Here is a 23,605-nt window from a genome sequence, read left to right on the forward strand (position 1 = left end):
GTCAGGGATGTCTCGGGCTGGCGCCGAGGCGCGCGAGCACCTTATTCGGAATGCCGTAGCGCTGGATGACGTCGCGGCCGTTGCGCAGGCCGCAGATCTCGCGATGGATGAACATGGCCCAGACGGCTTGCGCCGCGATATCCACCAGCCGCTCGTGCTCCACGCCCTCTTTGCCCTTGGCTTCGCCCTCCTGCAGCGCGGCAAGCGCTGTCTCCACCTTCATGCCATGATGGCCGAGTGTGCTGGCGCGTTCCGATAGCATCTCATATTCGAGAATGCCGAGGCCGGTTTCTTTGGTTTGCGATGGATTGAAATTGCGTGGCGGGCGAACTGTCATATCGGGCTCCGCATGCTTGATGATCTGTCTCTCTATGGTTTTACACAATCCCAGCCACTTTCCCAAGTCTGAGCCTGTTGCCCGCGTCATCTTAAGGCTGTCCGCATGAATCCGGATATGCCGGGATTTTCGTGACCGTTGGCCGTTTTCGGGTGGTTGCCGACCGTCATTTGAGGTCCAATAGCGACATAAGTGCTCCATCAGAGGCAATCTCGCCCGATGCCACGAGCGCAATTCAAAGAAAGGATATCGGCATGACCAAAGCGCAGAAAAATGCGGAAAAGCAGTATGTCTATCGGATCATCGATTCGCCCGTTGGCGCCTTGAAGCTCGTCGGCAGCGATGATGGGCTTGCCGCGATCCTTTGGGACAATGATCGCCCAGGGCGTGTGCCGTTGCTGATCGTGGCCGAAGACGATAGCCATCCCGTGCTCGTGGAAACCGAGCAGCAGCTCCGCGAATATTTCGCCGGCAAACGACAGGTTTTCGACCTGCCGCTCGATTTTGCCGGAACGGAATTCCAGCAGAAGGTATGGCAGGCCCTGCTCGCCATCCCTTTCGGCGAGACGCGCAGCTACCGCCAGATTGCGACCGAGATCGGCTCGGCTAAGGCGATCCGTGCGGTCGGTGCCGCCAATGGTCGCAACCCGATCTCGATCATCGCACCCTGCCATCGCGTCGTGGGATCGGCCGGTGATTTGCGCGGGTTCGCCGGCGGTCTCGAGCGCAAGGCCTATCTGCTGCGGCTCGAAGGGGCTGATGCGACGACATTCGACTTTGCCGCGTGATCGTTTGATGGTCATTCAGGCAGGCACGAAAAAGCCCATCCAGTCCTCCGGATGGGCTTTTTGTTTCAGCGCTGCTTGACGGCGCCAGACCTATTTCAGCCCTCGAGCCACTTCACCTGTTCCGGCGTCAGCTTGATGTCGAGCGCCGAAAGGCTATCCTCCAGCTCGGCGATCGTACGCGGGCCGATCAGCGGGATGACCGGGAAGGGCTGCGCGACGACATAGGCCAGTGCGATATGGATCGGGTTGCGGCCAAGCTTCTGCGCCAGTTCGATCGCCCTGTCGCGACGACCGAAATTGCGGTCGGAATACCAGACGCGAACCAATTCCTCGTCGTCGCGCTTGTCGCGGCCGGCGCGATCGGTGAAGAAGCCGCGGCCCTGGCTCGACCAGGCGAAGTTCGGGATCTGCTTCGCATTCAGCCAGGCTTTCCACTCATCGTCCGAGGCGGCGATGCAGCCGGCCCAGATCGGGTCGAGCATTTCCGCAAGCGAGAAGTTGTTGGAAAGGGCCGCCGGTGCCGTCTTGCCGTTCTTCTCTGCATAGGCGATCGCCTCGTCGAAGCGGGCGCGCGTCCAGTTCGAGCCACCGAAGATGCCGCGGATGCGGCCGGCCTTCACCTCGGCATCCATGGCATCGACGAACTCGCCGACCGGAACGTCGGTATTGTCGCGATGCATGAAGTAGATGTCGACATAGTCGGTCTTCAGGCGGTTGAGGGATTGGTCGAGCTGCTTGGCGATCACATCCGGATAGCAGAGCGGCGAATGCGCACCCTTGCCGATCAGCACGATCTCCTCGCGCGGCACGTTGCGGCTGGTGTGCCAGTCGCCGAAGATGCTCTCCGTCTTGCCGCCACCATAGACATAGGCCGTGTCGAAGGCATTGCCGCCAGCTTCATAGAAGGCGTCGAGCGTCAGCGAGGCGGCTGCGAAATTCGGGAAGAATTCGAAGCCGAGCGTGACGATCGATGCCGGCTTTGAGATACCCGGAATGCTGCGCTTCGGAATGCTGTTGCCCTTGGTGACGGTCGCGCCGGCGATGTTCTTCGTCCGTTTTGCTGCCTTCTCGACGCTATATTCCAGGCCGATCGACGTGCGCCATTGGTCGAGCACCTTGAGGTTTCCGATCGAATCGGCCCAGCTGATGCCGGGATATGCGAATTCCTTGTTTCCGGCGCGGATGGCATCGCCGGCCGCATCGACCTCGAAAGAATAGAGCCAGCGATCTTCCTTGACCTCGATCGTCTCTGTCTCGCCACCCTTGATGACGTCGATCTTGCCGATGCCGCCCTTGTGGCCTGAGGCGAACCAGAAGTCCTTGACTTCGATACGGCCTTCGGAGCCGATGATGCGCAGCGTGTTGTCCTGGTTCGCCATGATCGAGCAGGACACTTCGGCAATAACGTTGTTCGGGAACTTCAGGACGGCGGAAGCCCATTCGTCGACACCGGTCTGGCCGAGGTGGCCGACGCCCGAGACTTTTTCCGGATCGAGGAACGGCTTGCCATCGACCGCACCGGCGATCAGGCGGGCCATAGAGACCGGATAGCCGCCGACATCGAGAATGCCGCCGCCGGCCGTCTCATTGGCAAACAGCCGGTGATCCGGATTGACCTTGCCCATATTGAAACCAAAGGATGAGCGGATGATGCGCAAGTCGCCGATCACGCCGCTCTTGACGAGTTCGATCAGTTTCGCCGTCTGCGGATGGACGCGATACATGAAGGCTTCGCCGGCGAAGACACCGGCCTTCTTGGCTTCATAGTAGATGGCTTCCGCATCGAAAGCGGAAAGCGCGATCGGCTTTTCAACGAGCACATGCTTGCCGGCACGGATCGCCTTGATTGCCCATTCGGCATGGCCGGTGTGCGGCGTAGCGATATAGACGGCGTCGATTTCCTTGTCGGCGAGCAGGGCTTCATAACCGCTAACGATGCGCGCGCCCGGGAAACCGTCGCCGAGACCTGGCTTGTCCGGGTTGCGGCTGGCGATGGCCACCAGCTTGCCGCTGCGGGAATGGGCGATACCATCGGCAAAAGTCTGCGCGATCCTGCCGGGGCCGATAATGCCCCAGCGGATTGGTGTCTCAGTGGTCATGGAACGATCCTTTCCTAAATCTGCATGCTGTCTTGGGGGAATGGGAAGCGCCTACCGCAATCGGTTGCCGGCGCTGTCGAACAGGAATGTCTTGGCGGCCGCCAGCGCCACGGTGAGCTTGTCGCGGTTGCCCGTGTTGCGGGACTCCTCGCGCTCAATGACGATCTGCTCGCCGCCTTCGATATTGGCGTAGATATAGCTGGTGTTGCCGAGATGCTCGGCGACATCGACGTCGACGATCATGTCGACCTCCCCGCGCCCGCCTTCGAGGAAATGCTCCGGGCGAACGCCGAGTGTCACCGGCTGGCCGATCTCGAGCTTGGCGGAGGTGATCGGCAGCGTCAGGCGCACATTGCGCTGGCCCTTGAGCACCACGGCGATGCGGCTGGGTTGGTTATCCGTAACCTCGGCCTGCAGAAAGTTCATCTTAGGCGAGCCGACGAAACCGGCAACGAACTGGTTTGCCGGGTCGTCATAGAGATCGAGCGGCGCGCCCACCTGTTCGATATTGCCGCCGCGCAGCACGACGATCTTGTCAGCGAGCGTCATGGCTTCGGTCTGGTCGTGTGTGACGTAGATCATCGTCGTGCCGAGCTTCTTGTGAAGGCGCGAGATTTCGACGCGCATCTGCACGCGCAGCTCGGCGTCGAGGTTGGAGAGCGGCTCGTCGAACAGGAAGATCTGCGGCTCGCGCACGATGGCGCGGCCGATGGCGACGCGCTGGCGCTGGCCACCGGAAAGCTGTTTCGGCCGGCGCTGCATCAGTTCGGTGATCTGCAGGATCTCGGCCGCCTGCTTGACGCGGCGGTCGGTGTCGGCCTTGGGATTGCCGTTCATCCGCAGGCCGAAATTGAGGTTCTGCTCGACGGTCAGGTGCGGGTAGAGGGCATAGGACTGGAAGACCATGGCGATGCCGCGGTCGGCCGGCTCCATGTCGTTGACCACGCGCCCGCCGATCTTCAGTTCGCCGCCGGAAATATCCTCCAGCCCGGCAATCATGCGCAGCAGTGTGGACTTGCCGCATCCGGACGGTCCGACGAAGACGACGAACTCGCCGTCCTTCACCTCGAGATTGGCGCCGTGGATGATTTCCAGCGAACCGTAGCGTTTGACGATATTGGTGAGAGAAAGTTCAGCCATACGGATCTCCCGGAATTATTTGATTGCGCCGGCGGCAATGCCGGCGATGAAGTGGCGTTGCAGGAGAACGAAGACCACCAGGATCGGCGCCGTCAGCATCACGGCACCGGCCATGATGCCGCCCCAGGAGACCCTGGTGAGGCCGATCAGCGTTCCGAGCGCCACGGGTGCCGTCATCATCCCAGGCCGGGAGTTAATGAGCAGCGGCCAGAGATAGTTGTTCCAGGAGGCCAGGAATAGGATGATGGCGAGTGCTGCCATCGTCGGCCTTGCAAGCGGCAGGGCGATGCGCAGGAAAATCTGCCACTCCTTGACGCCCTCGACGCGGGCGGCATCAAAGAGCTCGCCCGGCATCATTGAGAAGGCCTGGCGCATGAAGAGCACGCCGAGCGAGTTGAAGAGCGGTGGTACGATCAGCGCGACCCATGAGTTGGCCAGCCCGAAATCGCGCGCCACCATGATGAATTGCGGGATGACGACAACGGAGTAGGGCAGGGTGATCGTGCCGAGGATGATGCCGATGACGCCGGAACGGCCGGCGAACTGGTAACGCGCCAGAGCCCATCCGGCCATCGATGTCAGCAGCACCGAAAGGAAGGTGTAGGTGACCGCAACGACGATGGAGATCGTCATCGCGCCGACGAAGTTGGTGTCGGCCTGTAGGTTTCGGAAGTTGTCCATGAAACCCGTCGACGGTGTCAGGATGATGCCGGGGCTGAAAATGCCGTAATCGGGCATGGTCGAAAAGACGAACATCATCCAGAGCGGAAACAGCCAGATGATGGCGAGCGGCGCCAGCAGGCCGTGCAACGCGATCGAGCGGATCAGAGTGGATCTGGATTTTGATTTCATTTTGGTTCGCGCCCTACCCAGAGATTGAGGAGAGAGATGGCTACCGCAAGCGCCGCCATCGTATAGGCGATCGCGGAGGCATAGCCGAAGTTGGTCGACTGGAAAGCCTGGCGATACAGCAACAGGCCGAGCGTTTCCGTCCCGCCGCCGGGGCCTCCTCTGTTGGTAATCAGATATGGCTCGGTGAAGAGCTGCATGGTGCCGATGACGGACAGGACAACGCAGAACAGAATGATCGGCTTCAGGAGCGGCAGGGTGATGTGGATGAACTGCTTGAAGCGGCTGACGCGATCGAGGGTTGCAGCCTCGTAAACATCCTCTGGGATCGATTGCAGCCCGGACAGGATGATGATGGCGTTGTAACCCGCCCAGCGCCAGGTGACGGCGATAACGATGAGCACCATGGCGGCGTGGGAGTCGGCGAACCACGACACCGGCGCGATACTCACATTGCCGAGCAGCTTGTTGATGATGCCGAAATCGACGTTGAACATCAGGCGAAAGACCGCGGCATAGGCCACTTCTCCAACGACGACGGGCGCGAAGAAAGCAAAGCGAAAAATGCCGCGTGCCTTCAACAGCGGTGAATTCAGCAGCACCGCCATGACCGTGGCGAGCGTGATCATGACCGGCACCTGGACGATCAGGATGATCAGCGTATTTTCAAGCGCGTTGTAGAATGCCGGATCGCCGAACAGCCGCCCCCAATTGAGCGACAGATTGAAGGTCCACGGATTGACTCGGGTATTCTGGAACGAGATCAGGAACGAATCGATGATCGGCCAGACCCAGAAAGCGGCGAATACCAGAAGATAGGGTGCAAGGAACGCGTAGGCGCTCCGGTTTCGCAACCGCATGAAAGCCTTCTCCTTTATACGCAGGAAAATGATGCGTAACATCGCATCCCCGCCGCCCTAGAACGTGACGCCGAAAAGTGTAGGCGGTTTTCGGACGACGTCACGCTCTACGTCTTTGATTCTAGGGCGGCGGGGAGGCCGGGCGCGGCTTGGGAAGCACGCCCGGCGGTGTCACTCATTTCGCGATCGGCAGACCCGTCGCCGAAGCGATCTGCTGAGCCGCATCGTCGAGCGCAGCCTTGCCATTCGGATATCCGCCGGCGAGATATTTCGTCTGGACAGCCTTTATGACTTCGTCGGCATCACTGAAATACTGAGTGCCTGGGCTCGGGCGGATCTTCGGCAGGGTTGCGAGGATATCGGCCCAGACCTTTTGACCGCCCCAATAGGGCTGCGGCTGATTGACGAAGGGATCCTGGACCGCGGTCAGCAGCGACGGCACGAGGCCGAAGGATTTCAGCATGGTTACCTGGCCCTCATTGGTGCCAAGCGTGTATTCGAGGAATTTCCAGGCGGCTTCCTTGTTCTTCGAGCCGCTGGCGATGGCGAGTGACGAGCCGCCGAGATTGGCCGCATGCGGACCGTCGGCCGTCATGCTCGGCATCGGGTAGACACCCCATTTGCCAGCAAGATCCGGCGAGGTGGAGCGGACGGTGCCTTCATACCAGCCGCCATAGAGCTGCGATGCCACCTTGCTTGCCGTGTTCGCCTGAATTTTCTCGTTCCAGTTCGCCGCGCTCATCAGGCCGGCGTCTTTGATCTCCTTCACCTTGTCCAGAGCCTTGACGCAGGCCGGTTGGTTGACGGTGATGCTCTGGCTGTCGTACGAGAAATAGCCGCAGCCCTGTTCATTGGCGAGCATGCGGAACCATTCGGTGTCGCCGTTGAGATCGGCCTGCGTCATGATCACGCCCGGATTGGCGGCGGAGATCTTTTTGCCGGCGGCTATGAAATCGTCCCAGGTCTTGATCGTTGCCGGATCGACGCCTGCCTTTTCATACATGTCGCGGCGATAGAACATGGTGACCGGACCGGAATCCCACGGCATCGCGTAGGCGGCATCGCCGACTTCAAGCTCCGCGCGTTTGAAATCCGGAAACTGCTTCTTCAGTTGATCGTTGTAGCCAAGCTTCGTCAGGTCGGTCAGGCAGTCCGGAAAGCGATTCCAGAAGATCGAAGCCTTGTGGTTTTCGATCGACATGACATCAGGCAGGCCATCGCCGCCGGCAGCGCAAGCAGCCAGCATCTTGTCGAAGACCTGCGGATTGCCGATGTCTTGAACCTCGACCTTGATATCAGGATTTTTCTTGTTGAATCCCTCGACAGTGGACTTCAGCGCCGACGCGGCGATGTTCCAGCTCCAGACAGTGATGGTGGTTTGCTCAGCAAAGGCAGAACCGGAAGCGAGCAGGGCAGCAAGTGCCGTCGCTCCAGCAAGTTTTAAACGCATTGAAAATCCTCCCTTTTCAATTGCCGTCCTCAGTAGAACACGCTTAAACTATCCGCCGGTACGCTTCTGTCTCCTAAAAAGGGAACATCGACTTGGCGAAAAGTAAGGTGGGTCAAAGGGCGGTTTATCAGCCGGGTGCGAGCAGTGTCGAAGGGCTCCCAAACGTCCTGCAGATGTTTCATAACCACCCGTTGCCGATGGCAAAGCCGCATTGGCACGCACAGGTGGAAGTCAATTACATCGTCCGCGGAACCGTGCATTACCGCATCGGCGATCACGAGCTTACTTTGAGAGCGGGCGAGATCTGCCTTTTCTGGGGCGGTCAGCCGCATCTGTTGGACGAACTGTCGGAGGATGCGATCTATGCCGGCGCGCATCTGCCGCTTGTCCATTTCTTCCGCCTGCGGCTGCCGCTCGATATCTCCGGCCGCCTCATTCGCGGGCAGACCCTGATCAGCTCGGCGACCGATGCCGCCGATGACGAGAACTTCGCGCGGTGGCACCGCTATGTCATGTCCGAAGACGGCGCCAAGGCAGAACATGCTGTCGCGGAACTCCTCCTGCGTCTGGAGCGCATCGCCTTCGAGCCCTATCGCATGGTGCCGGAAAAGCCGGCGAATCCGGTGAATGAGCAGGCTCATCCGCAATCCTCGCGCAGCCTGGCGCGCATGTGTGATTTCATCGCCGAAAATTTCCTGCATGACATCGATACGGTCGATATTGCCAAGGCAGCGAATCTCCATCCGAAATACGCCATGAACCTCTTCAAAAAATCGACAGGCATGACGCTGGCGAAATATGTGAGCCTGCTGCGCCTTTCGCGCGCCCAGGCGATGCTGATGCGCGACGGCGCCAATGTGCTGCAGGTCGCGATGGACAGTGGTTTCGGCTCGATCAGCGCTTTCAACAAATCCTTCCGCCATATTGCCGGGATGACGCCCTCCGATTTCCGGCGCGACATGCGCGTGCTCTCCGCAGTGAAAGTAGAGGCCATCAAACCTTCGATGCCGCGGCCGTCGCAGCAATATCATCGCTAGAGAGGCTTGCGGTCACGCATGATCTCGCGCATTGCTCCTGACCGATGAGGGAGGAGGATCTCATGCGGCAGTTTTCGGCTTGTATCGAGTGGTTGTTTGCGCGCGACGGTGATGCTTTTGCCGATCGTATCCGGATGGCGTATGCGGCCGGGCTCGATGCGGTCGAGTTCTGGCGTTGGACGGACAAGGATCTCAATGCGATCGCCGCTGCCGCAGCCGAGACCGGCATTGCCGTCTCGAGCATCGTCGCCGAGCCGATGATCGCTCTCACGAATCCGGCAAACAAGGAAGCATGGCTGAAGGGGTTGCGGGAGTCCGCTGCTGTCGCCCAACGTCTCGGCGCACCGGTTCTGATTGCGCAGGCCGGCGACGATCTGCCGGAGTTTTCGCGTGCCGAGCAGCGGGCGGCCATCGTCGCTGCTCTCAGCGCCGGTGCCGATATTCTCGAAGGGTCCGCCGTCCGGCTCGGCGTCGAGCCGCTGAACACGAGGATAGACCATCCCGGCTATTATCTGTCCTCGACCATGGAAGGCCTCGATATCGTCGATGAGGTCGGTCGCCCGGAAATCGGCATCGTCTACGATCTCTATCATTCGGCCGTCATGGGCGAGGATACGCGTGAGGTCGTCGGCGATCGCATCGACCGCATCGTCCATATCCATATCGCCGATCATCCCGGCCGTAACGACCCCGGCACCGGCCATATCGATCTGGCGAAGCGGCTGGATTGGCTGTACGCCCAAGGCTATCGGGGCAGGGTGGGTCTGGAATACAAGCCGGCGATGCAAGATCCGGCGGCCGTTCGCGCGGTCGTGAAATCGCTCGGCGGCTAGACCGGCTCCATCATGCCGAAGACGGCGACCAGCCCGATGACGACAATGCCTATGACGATCTCTGCGATGCTTCCAAGCCGGAGCGCCTGCAGAGCGCGGCTATGGTTACGGCCGCTCCAGGGAACGAAGACATAGCGATTGACGATCGCCACCACCGCCATGACGGCGACCAGCGCGATCTTGATGGCAAGCAGCTTCTGATAGGGCGACGACCAGTCCGTCGGTAGCCGTTTCAGGATCAGCATCACGTTGACGACGCCGGAGATGATGACGAGCGCGACGGCGACATGCCCAGCACTGGAGAAACGACGCAGCGCTAGCAGCGCTTCCGCCCGGCAATCCGCTCGGTCGAGAAGCCGCAGAATGGGGATCAGCGGCACGAGCGCTCCCAGCCAGCCGCCGGCGGTCAGCACGTGCAGGACATCGTTGGCACGATGCACCTGCCGCAGCCAGCCTTCCAGCATCGAGGCGTGCCCGGTCAAGGAAAGGAAGGCAAGCCCCAGGCCCGAACCCAGCGCCAGCCCGCGCCGCCGCCAGCTTTCCGGCAGCAGGAAGGCGCCGGCCATGACTGCGGCCGCAACTGCCTGTGCCTGCCAGGCCAGGCCGACTGTGGTCTCGAAAAGCACGTCATGAATCATGCCGGCATCGAGCGCATCGCCCCATCCATTGCCGAGATTCGCCATGGTTATGGGGAGTGCCGCCAGCACCGTCACGGCCGTAATGGCGGTCGCTGCGACGAACATCCTTGCGGACAGGCGCCAGACGGCGTCGGCCAGCGTTTTCGGCACGAGCAGGCAGAGATAGGCGCTCGCACCCCATAGAAGCACCAGCGACGCATCGTGAAGAAAGCGGCAGAGTTGGAGCGCTGTCGTCGGATCCATCAGGGCTTCACGATAAGTTTACAGGCGCCATGAGTGCGAAGTTCCAGTTTGATGCGGTATCGATTTCGCCGGCTTGGCGAGCGCGATAGGATTGCGGATACCCACTGTCAACTTTCTCCATGCATAAAGGCGCCATTCGGGACGCTTTGCCGCAAGGCAATTCGCTATCGCAGGCCTTGGCCGATCACGATATCGAATCATGGGCGCGATTCTTGCTTTCTTGGCAAAGAATCGTCGCTTTTGAGTCCTTTTTGCAGACATAATTGGGGCGTTCCGGGGTGTGCGCTCGAAAGGCAGTTTCATGGCGGCATCTAGGATACGCGAAAAAATGGCCAGTGGCTTCGCTCATCGCCGGAGTCGCGAATGGCTCGAACATCTCGATATGCCCACCTACGTCATCGGCGATGTCCATGGCCGCTACGATCTCCTTAGCGCACTGGAGCGCAAGATTTTTGCAGACGCGGCAGGGCTGCCGGGCCGAAAGCTCATAATCATGCTCGGCGATTTCATCGATCGCGGCCCAGCCTCGGCGCAGGTGGTCGGCCGCCTGATGGCGTCGCCGCCGAATGGCTTCGACCGCATCTGCTTGACGGGCAATCACGAGATGGCCATGCTCGCCTATATCGACGGCGAGATATCGCTCGATGATTGGGTGGCGCTCGGCGGCGATGCAACGCTCGCGTCCTATGGGGTGGATATCCAGAAATTGAGGGAGCGATATCCCAAGCAGAAGCAGCTCGATACTTTCATAAGGACTTGGCTGCCTGATGATCACGTCAATTTTCTGCGGCGCCTGCCGATCCTGCTGGACACGCCCGAGGTGCTGTTCGTTCATGCCGGCATCGATCCGGACAGACCGATTTCCGAGCAGCAGGACGACGATCTTGTCTTCATCCGCTCGCGCTTCCACGACAGCGCGCAGCCGCTGCCGAAGTTGATCGTGCACGGCCATACACCGATCCGGCAGGCCGAAGTCGATGGTCTCAGGCTCAATCTCGATACCGGCGCCTTTTATACGGGCCGTTTGAGCGCGGCCCGGCTGTGGCAGGGCCGCGTTCACATTACCTCAACTTGATGTGCGGGCTATAGATTGCCGATGCAGAGGTACTTCATTTCCAGATAGTCGTCGGCGCCATGGCGCGAGCCTTCGCGGCCGAGACCCGATTGCTTGATGCCGCCGAACGGTGCCGTCTCCGCCGATATCAGGCCGGTATTGATGCCGACCATGCCATATTCCAGCGCTTCGGCGACGCGCCAGACTTTCTTGAGGTCGCCAGCGAAGAAATAGGCGGCGAGGCCGAATTCGGTGTCGTTCGCCTGCGCGATGACATCCTCAACGGTGTCAAAGCGGAAGAGCGGCGCCACCGGGCCGAAGGTCTCCTCGCGGGCGACCTTCATGCTCCGGTCGACGCCGGTCAGGATGGTCGGCGCGAAGAAGGTGCCGGCACCTTCGATGCGCTTGCCGCCGACAACGATGCGGGCACCCTTCGAGACGGCATCCCGCACATGGTCTTCGGCCTTGGCGACACCCTGTTCGTCGATCAGCGGCCCGACTGATACTCCCGCCTTGAAGCCGTCGCCGACAGAGAGTTCGCCCACCTTGGCTGCGAGTTTGGCGGCGAAGGCGTCATAGACGTTGGACTGGACATAGATGCGGTTGGCGCAGACGCAGGTCTGGCCGGCATTGCGGTATTTCGAAGCCATCGCCCCTTCGACGGCGGCGTCGAGGTCGGCGTCGTCGAAGACGATGAAGGGCGCATTGCCGCCGAGCTCGAGGCTGACCTTCTTGATCTGGTCGGCGCACTGGCGCATCAGGATGCGGCCAACCTCCGTCGAGCCGGTGAAACTGATCTTGCGCACCTTCGGATTGCCGCAGAGCTCGCGGCCGATCGCCGGCCCGTCGAGGCCGACGATGATGTTGAGAACGCCGGCAGGAACGCCCGCCTCTTCGGCAAGCACGGCAAGCGCGATCGCCGTCAGCGGCGTCTGCTCGGCAGGCTTCGAGACGACGGTGCAGCCGACGGCAAGGGCCGGCGCGATCTTGCGAGCAATCATGGCCGCCGGGAAGTTCCACGGCGTGATCGTGCCGACGACGCCGACCGGCTGCTTGATGACGACCATGCGCTTGTCGTTCGAGGGGGCGGGAATGGTTTCGCCGTAGATGCGCTTGGCTTCTTCCGCATACCATTCGACATAGGAGGCGGCGTAGAGGATCTCGCCTTTCGCTTCCGGCAGCGGCTTGCCCATTTCGGCCGTCAGGATTGCGGCTAGCTCGTCGGCATTGGCGACCATAAGGTCGAACCATTTGCGTAAGATTGCGGCCCGTTCCTTGGCCGGCCGGGCGGCCCAGGCGGCTTGCGCGGCATAGGCGGCGTCGATGGCGGCCGTCGTTTCGGCAGCACCCATATCCGGCAGCGAGGCAAGCACTTCGCCGGTCGCGGGATTGATGACATCGAAAGTCTTCGTCGCCCCGCCGCCGGCCCAGGCGCCGTTGATATAGCCGGCGGCGCGCAGGAGGCGCGAGGAGAAGGGAACATGCTTGGTCATTGCTGTTGTAAAGGACATGGTCTGCACTCCGACAGGTTTCGCCCGGCAGGGCGCACGGACGGACAAATGAGAAAATGCTGATGGCGACGATCAGCGGGAAACGCTCGCCTCGATCAGCGATGCCTCGAGAATGTCGAGCGCTTCGCTGAAGACGCCGTCCTGAATAGTGATCGGCGACAGGAAGCGGATGACATTGCCATAGACACCGCAGGTGAGCAGGATCAGCCCCTTGTCGAGGGCGATCAGCCGTACCTTGTTGGCGAAATCCGCGCTCGGCAGCTTAGTCGCCGCGTCGTTGAATTCCACGGCATTCATGAAGCCGGGACCGCGGATATCGGCGATTTCGGGCACCTTGTCGCGCAGCGATTCCAGCCGCTGTTTCAGGCGCGAGCCGAGCTGGTTGGCGCGGTCGCACAGGCCTTCGTCGGCGATGATGTCGAGCACCGCATGGGATGCGGCGATGCCGAGCGGATTGCCGCCATAGGTGCCGCCGAGGCCGCCTGGAGCGGGTGCATCCATGATCTCGGCGCGGCCAGTGACGGCGGCAAGCGGGAAGCCGCCGGCAAGGCTCTTTGCCATGGTAACGAGATCGGCCGCCACCTCGTGGTGATCCATCGCAAACATTTTGCCGGTGCGCGCAAAGCCGGTCTGTACCTCGTCGGCAATCAGGAGAATGCCGTGCTGGTCGCAGATCTCGCGCAACGCCTTCATGAAGGTTGAGGGCGCCGGATAGAAACCGCCTTCGCCCTGTACGGGTTCGAGGATGATTGCGGCCACGCGCTGCGGATCGACATCGGCGGCAAAGAGCTTCTTCAGCGCCGCTAGCGACTGTTCGACACTGATGCCGTGCAGCGGTACCGGGAAGGGCGCATGGAAGACGTCACCCGGCATCGGGCCGAAGCCGATCTTGTAGGGCGCGACCTTGCCGGTCAGCGCCATACCCATGAAGGTGCGGCCGTGGAAACCGCCACCGAAAGCGACGATCGCGGAGCGGCCGGTAGCGGCACGGGCGATCTTGACGGCGTTTTCGACCGCTTCGGCACCCGTCGTCACGAAAATCGTCTTCTTGGCGAAATCGCCGGGGACGATCGCGTTCAGCCGCTCGGCAAGATGCACATAGCTCTCATAAGGCACGACCTGGTGGCAGGTATGCGTGAAGCGGTCGAGCTGTTCCTTGACGGCGGCGATGACGCGGGGATGCCGATGGCCGGTATTCACCACGGCGATGCCGGAGGCAAAGTCGATATAGCGATTACCTTCCTTGTCCCAGATTTCGGCGTTTTCGGCGCGATCTGCATAGATCTGCGTCGTCATGCCGACGCCGCGGGAAATGGCGGCGTTCTTCCGCTCGGTTAAAGTCATCGCAGTCGCTCCCAGTAAGCTGTTTCGAATTATCTTGCAGAAGTTCTGCAATTTATTTAGAAAACTCCTACATTTTTCCTGCAAGATTTCAAGCGGGATTTTGTGCGACTGGCAAGAAGGCGCCAAAGGCTCTCATGCAGCGTCGTGCATTTTTAAGGCGCGTTAAGGCGCTTCATCCATGCTAGACGGGTCGACAGACAAGGGATCAGGGAAATTGGCAATGAGCAGCATCGAGCCCGAGCGCTACCCCGTGCGCTATAAGGTGGCGGAAGCGGCGCGTCTTGCCGGCGTATCGGCCTCCACGCTGCGGTTATGGGAAAGCCAGGGGCTTGTCGTGCCCTTTCGCTCCGAGACCGGGCACCGTCAGTATAGCGCCGAAGACGTGGCGCGCCTGAAGCGCATTGCATGGTTTCGGGCGGAGCGCGGTCTCAATCCGGCTGCGATTCGCGAGGCACTGGAGGCGGAAGAGGGTGGCGCAGCGAGCCTGGAGAATGGCGAGCAATCGGCATCCTCGGAGATCGGCCGCAGGCTTCGCTCGCTGCGCCATGCCGCCGGTAAGACGCTGGAGCAGGTCGCCGCCGATATGGGCATGACGTCGTCGACGCTCTCGACCCTGGAGCGCACCTCTCAGGGCGTCAGCTTCAAGACCCTCCATGACCTGGCGGAGTACTACGGAACGACGGTGTCACGCCTTTCGGGCGAGGAGCGCGAGGATGTTCCGGCACTCATCCGATCCGGCGAATGGCGTGCCTGGCCGGAGACGACGCCGGGCGTCACCGTCCAGCTGCTTGCCGAAGGTAGGAGGATGATGGATTGCCATCGCTTCGTGCTTGCGCCGGGCGCGGCGAGCGAGGGCGCTTATCGACACGAGGGCGAGGAGTTCATCCATGTCCTTGCCGGGCGTTTGGAACTGGTGCTCGACAGCAACCAGTTTTTCGATCTGTTGCCCGGCGATTCCCTTTATTTCGAAAGCCGCCGCTATCATTCCTGGCGCAATCGCCACGATGGCGAGACCATATTGCTCTGGATCAACACGCCGCCGACATTTTGAACGGCGCCTGCATCGTTATCCGGTATCGTTATCGCCTCGTCTGTTCTATAGAACGGACGAAAAGCGAATTTCGAATACAGCGCCGGGAGAATTTCATGGCTGCCACCATCCGCTATCACGAAGGTGATATTTCCGCCGAAGATGCCGCCCGCTACACCGGCGCCATAGCCATCGACACCGAAACCCTCGGCCTCATTCCGCGCCGCGACCGTCTTTGCGTCGTACAGCTTTCGTCGGGTGACGGCACTGCTGATGTCATCCGCATTGCCGCCGGCCAGAAGCAGGCACCCAACCTCGTCGCCATGCTTGCCGATCCTGCTCGGCAGAAGATCTTTCATTATGGCCGCTTCGACATTGCTGTCCTGTTCCATACGTTCGGCGTCACCACTACGCCGGTCTTCTGCACCAAGATCGCCTCGCGCCTGTGCCGCACCTATACCGACCGCCACGGCCTGAAGGATAATCTCAAGGAGATGCTCGACGTCGATATCTCCAAGGCACAGCAATCCTCCGATTGGGCCGCGGAAACGCTGTCACCGGCGCAGCTCGAATATGCGGCTTCCGACGTTCTCTATCTACATGCGCTTCGCGACAAGCTGACGGAACGGCTGCTGCGCGACGGCCGCATGGACTATGCGGATGATTGCTTTGCCTTCCTTCCGACCCGCGCCAAGCTCGATCTCCTCGGCTGGGAAGAAGCCGATATCTTCGCACACAGCTGATCGCCTCGTTCCGCGGGAGAAATATCCACAGGCCAGTGCCGTGAAAGCGGCATTGGCCTTTTTTATTTAGCAATCTGTTAAGAAACGGGCTGCTATCTTTCCATATGGCTTCCAGTCCGACGCGTTCGCGTTTCGCTCTTCCGGTTATCCCGGTGCTCGAAGACCCACCGGCCGCATGAGCGGACCCTGATTGAACCTGCCTCCGCTTCCATCGTCGCATTGCCAGACAGATTTGCCAGACAAAGGAGCATGTCATGTTGCTTCCCGTTGGTGCCGTGTCCGCCGTGGGTGCGCCCATAGAAAAGCCGATAGTTGCGACAGCGGAGACCTCCGGGCTCCAGACTGCTGCGACGCCGCTGGCCGTTCTATCGAGCACGATCAATGCCAGCGTCGAGGGCAAGCTGAACATGCTCCTGGTTGCGGCCCGCGAGCGGATGCTCGATAGCCTCCTGTCCGCTATCGATGCCGCGAGTCAGGTGGTGAACGTTTCACGTGAACCGGGCGAGAACAATGCCGCCTATGCGCAGCGCGTTGCCGCCGGGATCCGCAGCCTGACGCCACAACAGCTCGTCGTCGCCCAACAGCGAATGGATACGCAGATGAACATGCGGGTGCCACTGCCGCTTCTGGCCGAGGCGCTGGAGGATCCGGAGACCCCGCACGCGATCCAGCTGGCTCTCAGCCTGGAGCCGGCGTCAGCCGCCGAACCCGACGCGGTGCTGAAGGCCGTCGTCAATTCCTACGGCCAGAATGCCGGCAGGACGGAAGCGCCGGTCCCGCAGGCGCCAGCCTCAACCCCGCTGCAGCGAGCGGCCGATCTGGCCACCCTGGCAACGGCCCTTGCGGCCGCCGCAGAAGAGCCGTTGCTTCCCACGCCCACGCCCACGCCCACGCCCACGCCCACGCCCACGCCCACGCCCACGCCCATCGCATCGGCAGCGCAGCCCGCGGCCCCGTCGGCATTCGCGCCGGTGCAGACGCCGGAACAGGGTGCTCCCACACAAGCCGCACCTCCCACGCAAGCCGCACCGGCTGCAGCTCAGACGGTTCCGGTCCAGACGTCCGCGCAAAGCGCAACGCCGTCTGCCCCGCAAGCTGCCGCTATCGGCAGCGTTGCCGCCGGTGCGCACCCGGCTGCTTCGCAGCTTGCGTCCCTTGTCGACGATCTTGCCGTGGTAGCACTGCTGACCGCGATCGGTGACGAAGCCGAACTTCCGACCGAAATCGCCTTGATCAGATCGCCGCTGACGCCGCCGTCGGTGCCGCGTGATATCCAGCAGATTCAAGCCGATATCAAGCAGGGGCTGCAGGTCGTCATCGACCCGCCCGCGATGGCGACCAGTTCCGACCTTGAGCAGATCATCAGCAATCCTGCGTCCTCGGTCGAGAAGATCATCGCACAGGCGCTGACGGCCAATGCGGCAATGCCACCGCCATCACAGCCGGCCGTCGTCAACGAGAACGCGAGAAGCCTGGCCTCGGCCGTGCCGGTATCGTTGACGGATCAGCTCGACGCGCCTGCCGCCGCGCTCCCCGGCAGCCCGCAGCCGTCGTCCGCAGCGCCGATGGGAATGTACGAGGCTGCGGAGCAGACGGGATTATCCGCACCCCTGCCGCTCGGCGTTCCCTTTGTGGTGGCGAACTATTTGCCCGCCGATGTCCCAGTCAAAACCGGCGAATCGAAACTGCTCAACCGCGTCGATCCCGTCGACGACGAAGAAGGCGGCGGCGCCCGGGACGAAGAGACGGCGCATCAGCAGGATCAAGACGAAGCTCAAGCGGAAGAAGCGTCGCAGAAAGCTGAAGAGACTTCCGACGAAGCAGACGCGGGGCTTCCGCCTCCTCTTGACGAGGCCGCGCCGGATCACCTTGCCTTGCCGCAGCCGTCACGCGATCCGCTGCACGATCACGCCTTCGATTTCTATCGGCGCATGGTGGCGTGGGAATAAAGCATGTCGCGCAAAAGTGTGCAGCGATTTTGCGGCAACGACATCCGCAAAATCAAAGACCTGAAGCGCAAGAAGCGAATCTGAAAGATCGCGATGCGCTTTAGGCCGTCTCGGAGGACGGCGGCATAGGCGCGGCTAAACCGATAAAGAAAAACCCGCCGGATCGCTCCGGCGGGTCTTTTGTTTCCAAGCGTCTGCCGAAGATTATTCGGCGTTGCGGTTCTTCAGAGCCGCACCCAAGATGTCGCCGAGCGAAGCGCCCGAGTCGGAAGAACCGAACTGAGCAACGGCTTCCTTCTCTTCTGCGATTTCCAGAGCCTTGATCGACAGCATGATCTTGCGGTCTTTCTTGGAGAAGTTGGTGACGCGGGCGTCGACAACCTGACCAACCGAGAAACGCTCCGGACGCTGTTCGTCACGGTCACGCGACAGATCGGCGCGGCGAATGAACGAGATGATGTCTTCGTGGTTGACGAGCTTCACTTCGATGCCGCCGTCGTTGACTGCGATGACTTCGCAGGAAACGACTGCATTCTTGCGCAGGTCGCCGGAAGCAGCAGCTTCACCAACGCTATCCTTGCCGAGCTGCTTGATGCCGAGCGAGATGCGTTCCTTCTCGACGTCAACGTCGAGAACGACAGCCTTGACGACGTCACCCTTGTTGTACTCTTCGATGACCTGCTCGCCCGGACGGTTCCAGTCGAGGTCGGAGAGGTGAACCATGCCGTCCACATCGCCGTCGAGGCCGATGAACAGACCGAATTCGGTCTTGTTCTTGACTTCGCCTTCGACTTCGGTGCCAGCCGGATGATTGCGGGCGAATGCTGCCCACGGATTTTCCAGCGTCTGCTTCAGGCCGAGAGAGATACGACGCTTGGTCGGATCGACTTCGAGAACGACGACTTCGACTTCCTGGCTCGTGGACAGGATCTTGCCGGGGTGAACGTTCTTCTTGGTCCAGGACATTTCCGAGATGTGGATCAGGCCTTCGATGCCCGGCTCCAGCTCGACGAACGCACCGTAGTCGGTGATGTTCGTGACGGTACCGGAGATCTTCTTGCCTTCCGGATACTTGGCCTGGATGCCGTCCCACGGATCGCTCTCGAGCTGCTTCATGCCGAGCGAGATGCGGTGGGTTTCCTGGTTGATGCGGATGATCTGTACCTTGACCTGCTGGCCGATGGACAGGATTTCCGACGGATGGTTCACACGGCGCCATGCCATGTCGGTGACGTGCAGCAGGCCGTCGATGCCGCCGAGGTCAACGAACGCACCGTAATCGGTGATGTTCTTGACGACGCCGTCAACAACCTGGCCTTCTTCGAGGTTCTGAACGATTTCAGAACGCTGCTCGGCACGGGACTCTTCCAGAACCGTGCGACGCGAAACGACGATGTTGCCGCGGCGCTTGTCCATCTTGAGGATTTCGAAGGGTTGCGGGTTGTGCATCAGCGGGGTGACGTCGCGGATCGGACGGATGTCGACCTGCGAACGCGGCAGGAAGGCGATAGCGCCGTCGAGATCGACGGTGAAGCCGCCCTTGACCTGGTTGAAGATGACGCCTTCAACGCGCTCGCCAGCTTCGAACTTGGCTTCGAGCTTGATCCAGCTTTCTTCGCGGCGAGCCTTTTCGCGCGACAGAACGGCTTCGCCAAGCGCGTTTTCGATGCGCTCGACGTAGACTTCGACTTCATCGCCAACCTTGAGCGTGCCGTCCTTGGCGCGTGCACCGAATTCCTTCAGTGCGATACGGCCTTCGACCTTGAGGCCGACGTCAACGACCGCGACATCCTTTTCGATGCCGGTGACGATGCCCTTGGTGACATAGCCTTCAGCCAGATCGTTCTTGGCGAAGGATTCTTCGAGAAGGGCCGCGAAATCTTCGCGAGAGGGGGAAGTTACAGACATAAAATCTCCTGGCGTGTCCTTGATTCATGCAATCTGGACACTGATGCGCCGGCGGTTCGTGTTAACGGGCCTGACCCCAGTCCGCTTTCCATTCAAGGAAAGCTATCCGGCGCTTGGACGGAATGTCAGGCTATTTTGAAATCGGCGGTTCCGGGCGCGGGGCGCGCGCGAAAGCCGCTCATATTTTCAGGCATTTCGGCTCAGAGCGGCGTCGACGATCGACTTTGCCGTCTGAAACGCCGCTTCTATACTCATTTCTGAGGTATCTAGCAAGTACGCGTCTTCAGCTGGTTTCAAAGGGCTGTCGGTGCGGCCCATGTCGCGCTCGTCGCGCCGTTTCACATCCTCGAAAATGGCGTCGTAATCGGCGCTGCCGCCGGTATCGACGATCTCCTCGTAGCGCCGCTTCGCGCGGACTTCCGCCGAGGCCGTCACATAGAGCTTCACCGGTGCGTCAGGGCAGACCACGGTGCCGATGTCGCGGCCGTCGAGCACCGCACCCGGCTTCTTTTCGGCAAAGCGTCGCTGAGCCTCCACCAGCGCCCGGCGGACTGCCGGCATGACGGCGATCTTCGATGCGGCCTCGCCGATCTCGTGCCTGGACAGAACCGTCCGGTCGAGCCCGGCCAGATCGACCTTGCGCGCCATGCCTTCGGCGATAGCCTCGTCGTCGAGCGGCAGCCCAGCATCGAGCAGCGCCTTGGCGGTGGCGCGGTAGGTGAGGCCGGTATCGAGATGATGAAAACCATAGGTTTCGGCGATCCGGCGCGCCAGGGTTCCCTTGCCGGCAGCCGCAGGCCCATCAATAGCGATGATCATGTCTTCTTCCGTCCCTACGCGGTCTCTCGTTATTGTCTGGAGCGACGCACCAGTTCGGCCGCTTCCGCCACGGCTGTACGATCGAGCACAGCGAGGCCCTCGGCGATGCCAGTCGGTCAGCCAGCGTCCGGTTCTGGCTCACCTTCCATTTGCCGTCAATCGTCTGGACATCGATTTCAATGCCGGTAATGTCTTCCATCGGGGCTGCAATGCAGTCCGGCGGCGCAGCTTCCGCCGCCCTGGGCATTGCACGGTCTATTAACCGCCGGTCCCGATCGTCGCGCCCAATCTTGTCATCATAGCAAAAAATTCGGGAAAGCTGGTGGCGATCATGGCCGAATCGTCGATCGAAACCGGGTGCTCGCTGGCAAGCCCCATGACGAGGAAGCTCATGGCGATGCGATGATCGAGATGAGTCCTGACTTCGGTGCCGCTGGAACTGCCCAGGCCCTTACCGTCAGGTCTGCCGCGAACCGTCAGCGAATCCCTGCCTTCGCTACAGTCGACACCGTTGAGCTTCAATCCTTCGGCGACAGCCGAGAGCCGATCGGATTCCTTAACCCGGAGCTCATCCAGCCCCTGCATGATCGTTGTGCCTTCCGCAAAAGCGGCCGCGACGGCCAGCACGGGATATTCGTCGATCATCGACGGCGCGCGTTCGGCCGGCACGGTGACACCCTTGAGCGCCGAGGAGCGCACATGGAGATCGGCGACATCCTCGCCGCCCGTCACGCGCCGGTCGAGGATCTCGATATCCGCGCCCATCTCCTGCAGTGTCAGGATGAGGCCGGTGCGCGTCGTGTTCATCAGCACGTTGCGGATGGTAATGTCGGAGCCGGGCACGATCAAGGCCGCCACTAGCGGGAAGGCGGCGGAGGAGGGATCGCCGGGAACGTCGATAGTCTGGCCGGTGAGTCTGCCCTGGCCTTCGAGCCGGATGGTGCGCACGCCGGCTGCGTCGGTCTCGACCGAAAGTGCTGCGCCGAAACCGGCGAGCATTCTTTCGGTATGGTCGCGGGTCATGACTGGCTCGATCACCGTCGTAATGCCAGGTGCATTGAGTCCTGCCAGAAGCACGGCGGATTTGACCTGTGCCGAGGCCATCGGCACGCGATAGGTCAGCGGGCTCGTTACACCTGGCCCATGCAGGGTGACGGGCAGCCGGTCGCCCGTAGCGGCGCTGACCTGTGTTCCCATGCGGCGCAGCGGATCGAGAATGCGGCCCATCGGCCGTTTCGACAGCGAAGCATCGCCGACGAAGGTTGTTTTGAAATCGTAGGAGCCGACCAGGCCCATGGTCAGGCGGGAGCCGGTGCCGGCATTGCCGAAGTCGAGCGGTGCCTCGGGCGCGAGCAACGCGCCATTGCCGGTGCCGTTGACGATCCAGGCATCGCTGAACCTGCGGATCGTAGCGCCAAGAGCCTGCATGGCCCCGGCGGTGTTAAGCACGTCCTCGCCTTCGAGCAGACCTTTGATGTGCGTCTCGCCCGAAGCAAGGCCGCCGAACATGAGGGAGCGATGGGAAATGGATTTGTCGCCGGGAATGCGGATCGTACCGGAAAGGCCGGCCGAGCGGCGTGCCACGGCTGGTTGGGGGAGGGTATCGTGCGGCATAGGCAATTCCTTTGCGATGCCGGTATTCCATCCGCATTCTGTGCTGGCTGAGATCGTTCTTGGCCAGATGTTCTGCGGTTCACGCTGGCTGGTTAGCACAGGCCCATTCCCCAGTCATCCCGCAATGCGTGAAAACTGCGTGCGAAGCGGCATGAACTTTAGCTTTGACAGAAACGGCCGCAACGATTAAGGGGACCGGCTGATATTTCCCTTAAAACGCCGGCTTCCCCGGCATTGCCGAATTTTCATTCGGCCATTCATGAGGCTTTGACAGTGGCGAAAGCGGAACTTGGAACAAAACGTACCGACCCCGATACCGGCAAGAAGTTCTATGACCTGAACCGGGATCCGGTGGTCTCGCCCTATACAGGCAAGTCCTGGCCCTTGTCCTTCTTCGAGGAAACCTCCGCTTCCAAGGAAGTTCCGGAAGAAGACGAAGTGGCCGAAGTCGATACCGAAAACACGGAAGTCGAACTGGTCTCCCTCGAGGACGCCGATGATGCGGCAGGCGGCGACGACATTCCGGATATCGGCGATGACGATGTCGAAATCGGCGACGATGACGACGATACCTTCCTGGAAGCCGACGAAGATGAAGACGATGACGACATGAGCGACATCATCGGCGTCACCGGCGACGAAGACGACGTCTAATCGGAACGACAGTCGGCCCGGGTCTCAAGAAAAATTTTCCCGGGCCGAATTTTTCGGCTTGCTATCTGTGAAAACCACAAGTAATAAGCCGCCACCCCGACGGGCGAAGCGCTTGGAAGGGACCCAGGGCCGGTCAAACGGCACCATCTTGATGGGGCTATAGCTCAGCTGGGAGAGCGCTTGCATGGCATGCAAGAGGTCAGCGGTTCGATCCCGCTTAGCTCCACCACGCTTCGCCCTTACGGGCTTCGCGTGGCGCAGCCGCGGGAAACCGTTAGGCCGAAGCAGTGCCCGGTAAAGCCCGTAGGGCGACGACGGGGTGGAGTCTCCATAAAACATTTCCGGGTACAAAGACACGCTCGATTGCATATAGAATTTGCGTTCGAATCACCGGATGCCAATCGATCGAGATGCGGATGTGGTACGTTTACATCCTTCAAAGCGTGGATTTTCCCGACCAGCAATATACCGGATCGACTTCGGACCATCAGGCAGCGGCTTGCCGACCACAATGCCGGTAAGTCGACCCACACCGCAAAGTTCATGCCGTGGGTTCTTCCCTGGTATTCTGCCTTTCCTGACAAATACCGTGCTCTTGAGTTTGAGGCCTATCTGAAGTCTCATTCTGGCAGAGCATTTGCAAGGAAGAGGTTGCTCTAAGAGACACGCCCGTATCGCTCTATCGACAACTTGGTAGATACTCCG

20 protein-coding genes, 1 tRNA gene and 1 pseudogene are annotated in these 23,605 nt (G+C 61.0%); 10 read left to right on the plus strand and 12 right to left on the minus strand.

Translation table 11 applies throughout. From position 1 onward, the window contains the following. Position 1 precedes the first annotated feature (1 nt). The gene (locus tag DQ393_RS01420) at positions 2 to 337 is read right to left on the minus strand and encodes a DUF6665 family protein (RefSeq protein ID WP_112340045.1); all 336 of its coding nucleotides are present in this window, start codon (positions 335 to 337) and stop codon (positions 2 to 4) included. 254 nt (positions 338 to 591) lie between these two features. Here DQ393_RS01420 and DQ393_RS01425 point away from each other — a divergent pair, with 254 nt between their 5' ends. Beyond that, the gene (locus DQ393_RS01425; RefSeq protein WP_112340046.1) at positions 592 to 1,125 is read left to right on the plus strand and encodes a methylated-DNA--[protein]-cysteine S-methyltransferase; all 534 of its coding nucleotides are present in this window, start codon (positions 592 to 594) and stop codon (positions 1,123 to 1,125) included. Positions 1,126 to 1,220: 95 nt separating this feature from the next. Here the strand turns inward: DQ393_RS01425 and DQ393_RS01430 are convergent, their stop codons facing one another. The 5 genes from DQ393_RS01430 to DQ393_RS01450 form a co-directional block, all read right to left on the minus strand. Beyond that, positions 1,221 to 3,224 (minus strand): aldo/keto reductase, encoded by a 2,004-nt coding sequence (locus tag DQ393_RS01430; protein WP_112340047.1) that lies wholly within the window; start codon positions 3,222 to 3,224, stop codon positions 1,221 to 1,223. A gap of 51 nt (positions 3,225 to 3,275) precedes the next feature. Continuing rightward, positions 3,276 to 4,364 carry an ABC transporter ATP-binding protein gene (locus DQ393_RS01435; RefSeq protein ID WP_112340048.1) on the minus strand — a complete coding sequence of 363 codons (1,089 nt, stop codon included), beginning with the start codon at positions 4,362 to 4,364 and terminating at the stop codon, positions 3,276 to 3,278. Between the two features lie 15 nt (positions 4,365 to 4,379). Further along, the gene (locus tag DQ393_RS01440) at positions 4,380 to 5,216 is read right to left on the minus strand and encodes a carbohydrate ABC transporter permease (protein ID WP_112340049.1); all 837 of its coding nucleotides are present in this window, start codon (positions 5,214 to 5,216) and stop codon (positions 4,380 to 4,382) included. Further along, positions 5,213 to 6,073: a carbohydrate ABC transporter permease gene (locus DQ393_RS01445; RefSeq protein ID WP_112340117.1), complete on the minus strand. Its 861-nt coding sequence runs from the start codon at positions 6,071 to 6,073 to the stop codon at positions 5,213 to 5,215. Before DQ393_RS01445 ends, DQ393_RS01440 begins: the two co-directional genes overlap by 4 nt. Positions 6,074 to 6,248: 175 nt before the next feature. Next, entirely contained in the window at positions 6,249 to 7,523 is a 1,275-nt protein-coding gene (locus tag DQ393_RS01450) for an ABC transporter substrate-binding protein (RefSeq protein ID WP_112340050.1), read from the minus strand. Between the two features lie 86 nt (positions 7,524 to 7,609). Here DQ393_RS01450 and DQ393_RS01455 point away from each other — a divergent pair, with 86 nt between their 5' ends. Next, on the plus strand, positions 7,610 to 8,560 hold the full coding sequence (locus DQ393_RS01455; protein WP_245430232.1) for a helix-turn-helix domain-containing protein: 951 nt from the start codon (positions 7,610 to 7,612) through the stop codon (positions 8,558 to 8,560). Between the two features lie 62 nt (positions 8,561 to 8,622). Beyond that, complete coding sequence (locus tag DQ393_RS01460; protein WP_112340052.1) at positions 8,623 to 9,393, plus strand: TIM barrel protein; 771 nt, start codon at positions 8,623 to 8,625, stop codon at positions 9,391 to 9,393. Here the strand turns inward: DQ393_RS01460 and copD are convergent. Continuing rightward, positions 9,390 to 10,274: a copper homeostasis membrane protein CopD gene (gene copD, locus DQ393_RS01465; protein WP_112340053.1), complete on the minus strand. Its 885-nt coding sequence runs from the start codon at positions 10,272 to 10,274 to the stop codon at positions 9,390 to 9,392. The two genes, DQ393_RS01460 and copD, sit on opposite strands and share 4 nt — an antisense overlap. A 301-nt stretch (positions 10,275 to 10,575) precedes the next feature. Between copD and DQ393_RS01470 the strand changes: the two genes are divergently transcribed. Beyond that, positions 10,576 to 11,349: a metallophosphoesterase family protein gene (locus DQ393_RS01470; protein WP_112340054.1), complete on the plus strand. Its 774-nt coding sequence runs from the start codon at positions 10,576 to 10,578 to the stop codon at positions 11,347 to 11,349. Between the two features lie 8 nt (positions 11,350 to 11,357). Here the strand turns inward: DQ393_RS01470 and DQ393_RS01475 are convergent, their stop codons facing one another. Together DQ393_RS01475 and DQ393_RS01480 are read right to left on the minus strand one after the other, a co-directional pair. Next, positions 11,358 to 12,839, minus strand: a complete 1,482-nt coding sequence (locus tag DQ393_RS01475; protein WP_112340055.1) for an NAD-dependent succinate-semialdehyde dehydrogenase — start codon at positions 12,837 to 12,839, stop codon at positions 11,358 to 11,360. A gap of 72 nt (positions 12,840 to 12,911) precedes the next feature. Further along, on the minus strand, positions 12,912 to 14,183 hold the full coding sequence (locus tag DQ393_RS01480) for a 4-aminobutyrate--2-oxoglutarate transaminase (RefSeq protein ID WP_112340056.1): 1,272 nt from the start codon (positions 14,181 to 14,183) through the stop codon (positions 12,912 to 12,914). A 220-nt stretch (positions 14,184 to 14,403) separates the two neighbouring features. Between DQ393_RS01480 and DQ393_RS01485 the strand changes: the two genes are divergently transcribed. From DQ393_RS01485 to DQ393_RS33300, 3 genes are all read left to right on the plus strand, one after another. Next, positions 14,404 to 15,234, plus strand: coding sequence for a MerR family transcriptional regulator (locus DQ393_RS01485; RefSeq protein ID WP_112340057.1), 831 nt, complete (start codon positions 14,404 to 14,406; stop codon positions 15,232 to 15,234). A 95-nt stretch (positions 15,235 to 15,329) separates the two neighbouring features. Further along, positions 15,330 to 15,956, plus strand: coding sequence for a ribonuclease D (locus tag DQ393_RS01490; RefSeq protein WP_112340058.1), 627 nt, complete (start codon positions 15,330 to 15,332; stop codon positions 15,954 to 15,956). Positions 15,957 to 16,210: 254 nt separating this feature from the next. Next, positions 16,211 to 17,905 (plus strand): hypothetical protein, encoded by a 1,695-nt coding sequence (locus DQ393_RS33300; protein WP_181592268.1) that lies wholly within the window; start codon positions 16,211 to 16,213, stop codon positions 17,903 to 17,905. A gap of 204 nt (positions 17,906 to 18,109) precedes the next feature. Here the strand turns inward: DQ393_RS33300 and rpsA are convergent, their stop codons facing one another. The 3 genes from rpsA to aroA all read right to left on the minus strand — a co-directional run bounded on the left by rpsA (position 18,110) and on the right by aroA (position 22,246). Next, on the minus strand, positions 18,110 to 19,813 hold the full coding sequence (gene rpsA / locus DQ393_RS01500; RefSeq protein WP_112340059.1) for a 30S ribosomal protein S1: 1,704 nt from the start codon (positions 19,811 to 19,813) through the stop codon (positions 18,110 to 18,112). 186 nt (positions 19,814 to 19,999) lie between these two features. Continuing rightward, positions 20,000 to 20,632, minus strand: coding sequence for a (d)CMP kinase (gene cmk, locus DQ393_RS01505; RefSeq protein WP_112340060.1), 633 nt, complete (start codon positions 20,630 to 20,632; stop codon positions 20,000 to 20,002). 258 nt (positions 20,633 to 20,890) lie between these two features. Beyond that, positions 20,891 to 22,246 (minus strand): 3-phosphoshikimate 1-carboxyvinyltransferase, encoded by a 1,356-nt coding sequence (gene aroA, locus DQ393_RS01510; protein ID WP_112340061.1) that lies wholly within the window; start codon positions 22,244 to 22,246, stop codon positions 20,891 to 20,893. A gap of 273 nt (positions 22,247 to 22,519) precedes the next feature. On the opposite strand from aroA, the gene DQ393_RS01515 reads away from it, so the two are divergent. From DQ393_RS01515 to DQ393_RS01525, 3 genes and pseudogenes are all read left to right on the plus strand, one after another. Further along, positions 22,520 to 22,900: a TIGR02300 family protein gene (locus DQ393_RS01515; RefSeq protein WP_095436113.1), complete on the plus strand. Its 381-nt coding sequence runs from the start codon at positions 22,520 to 22,522 to the stop codon at positions 22,898 to 22,900. Positions 22,901 to 23,053: 153 nt separating this feature from the next. After that, a tRNA-Ala gene (locus tag DQ393_RS01520) sits at positions 23,054 to 23,129 on the plus strand. A 187-nt stretch (positions 23,130 to 23,316) separates the two neighbouring features. Further along, positions 23,317 to 23,560, plus strand: a pseudogene (locus DQ393_RS01525) (GIY-YIG nuclease family protein). The last annotated feature ends 45 nt before the right edge of the window (positions 23,561 to 23,605 follow it).

The sequence above is a fragment of the Martinezella tropici genome, from assembly GCF_003287875.1.
Classification (GTDB): Bacteria; Pseudomonadota; Alphaproteobacteria; order Rhizobiales; family Rhizobiaceae; genus Rhizobium; species Rhizobium tropici_C.